Raw genomic sequence first — 1,628 nt, 5'->3', positions numbered from 1 at the left:
CAAAAAACCGTCCAACTTTTGGCGTTTAGCCTTTCCAAGAGCACTTGAAAAACGTAAAACCAGATTATTTCTCCTTACCTTTTCTTTCATATCTTGTGGTTCTGCAAAGCTGTTTGTACCCACCACCTTTACTGCAGGGCAAAGGCGCAACATTCCCATAAAAGGCTCGAAAGCCTCGTCGTCAATCTCAATCATAATTTGTTTCATTCTTGCTTCACGTTAGTGAAACAGAATGGGCCCACCTGTCTCAGGAAATATATTATTATTTATAGTTGCAAATGCGGATGCAAAAGTAAAGTGTTCTACGAAAAATAGAAAATAAAAAATCCATCATTTCATAGCGAATATGAAATAATGGATAATGCTATTAAGCGCTATAAAACGCTATCAAATGCTATTAAATGCCAGCGAGTCAAAACTTTTCCTTTACATAAGCTTTTATCTCCTCATAAGCAGTATCGTTTTCATAAGGATTATTATTCAGATTCATATAGCTATTATAGGTCGAAACAGCTATCAGATGTTCTTTACCAAACTCCCTCACAAACGCCTCGTAAGTGGGTTTCTTGATAACATTCAGCTCATACAGTGCTCTTATCGCTCTCATCATGTCAACCGGATACATATATTGGTCGGTCTCGTTATGAAGCCAGGCTTTTATCTCCTGTCGTTTCGCTCTTAGCAGATAATCATCGAAATTAGCTGATTTTCTGTGCTTATTAGGGTTTTTACCCAGAGCTTCAAAATGCTCTTCAATTAACTCAAAACCGAAAGCATTCATTGGGTTAAACATGCGGCTTTCCATACCATTCAAATAAGTATGTATGATGTCCTTCTCCCAAGCTATTGACTTATTGCAAGCTACAAGCTTTACGGCAATATTGGAATCATTAAGCGCCCAGTTAAGCGATTGTGTAACCATATCAGCTATCAGATTTATATCACTAAACCCGCTATGGTGGCATCCTATAACTATGTATGGCTGGTACTGGTTGCGGCTCAGATTAATGGCTACACTTGCATACACAAAGTTACCATCCTCATACTTACCAACATCAATCACAGCCAGACCACCCTGAGGCATGATGGCGTAATGGCGGTAATAGATTTTACCATTTCTTGGGTTGATAAAACTAAGCTCCTTGCGTTTACGGAAATCGTTGATAATCACAGATTTTAGGACATCGGTACCATCAACGGGCACGACATTCCCGAAGAGATCAGGCGTGCTTTGAACATACCTGATGAAAAAGACTTTGTACTTCATATTTGGTAATGGTTTGTTAGTATGATACAAATTTAATTTTCATATCGGAGCGCAAAGATAGTGCTTTTCCTCAAGATTACAAAGGCTTTATCACAAAATTGTGTTCGCGTTACACTTTTATCCAAAAAAGTTTGGTTATATGGATAATTAGTTTTATCTTTGCAACCTATAAATACATTTATATATAATTAAGGTTTATGGTTGATTAATTTAGTTTTTTAAGTTATGTATCAGATTAGGCCAATTAATGCTGTGATAGCACGGAGGCCGGTTAGAAAAAGGAATTATAAATAGAGGGCAAGCAGTGATGCTCGCCCTTTATTTTTGTTCCATTTGCTTTGCCATTTCCAGATTTCTACTC

1 protein-coding gene is annotated in these 1,628 nt (G+C 37.3%); it reads right to left on the bottom strand.

Annotated features, from left to right (window positions below):
- Nucleotides 1-412 precede the first annotated feature (412 nt).
- The gene (locus ACJROP_RS01510) at nucleotides 413-1,267 is read right to left on the bottom strand and encodes a hypothetical protein (RefSeq protein ID WP_406533733.1); all 855 of its coding nucleotides are present in this window, start codon (nucleotides 1,265-1,267) and stop codon (nucleotides 413-415) included.
- Between the last annotated feature and the right edge of the window lie 361 nt (nucleotides 1,268-1,628).

Origin of the sequence: Methanobrevibacter sp. (genome assembly GCF_045220775.1) — an archaeon.
Classification (GTDB): Archaea; Methanobacteriota; Methanobacteria; order Methanobacteriales; family Methanobacteriaceae; genus Methanocatella.
The sequence above is the reverse complement of the archived record's forward strand: the minus strand, read 5'-3'. Positions and strand labels throughout refer to the sequence as shown.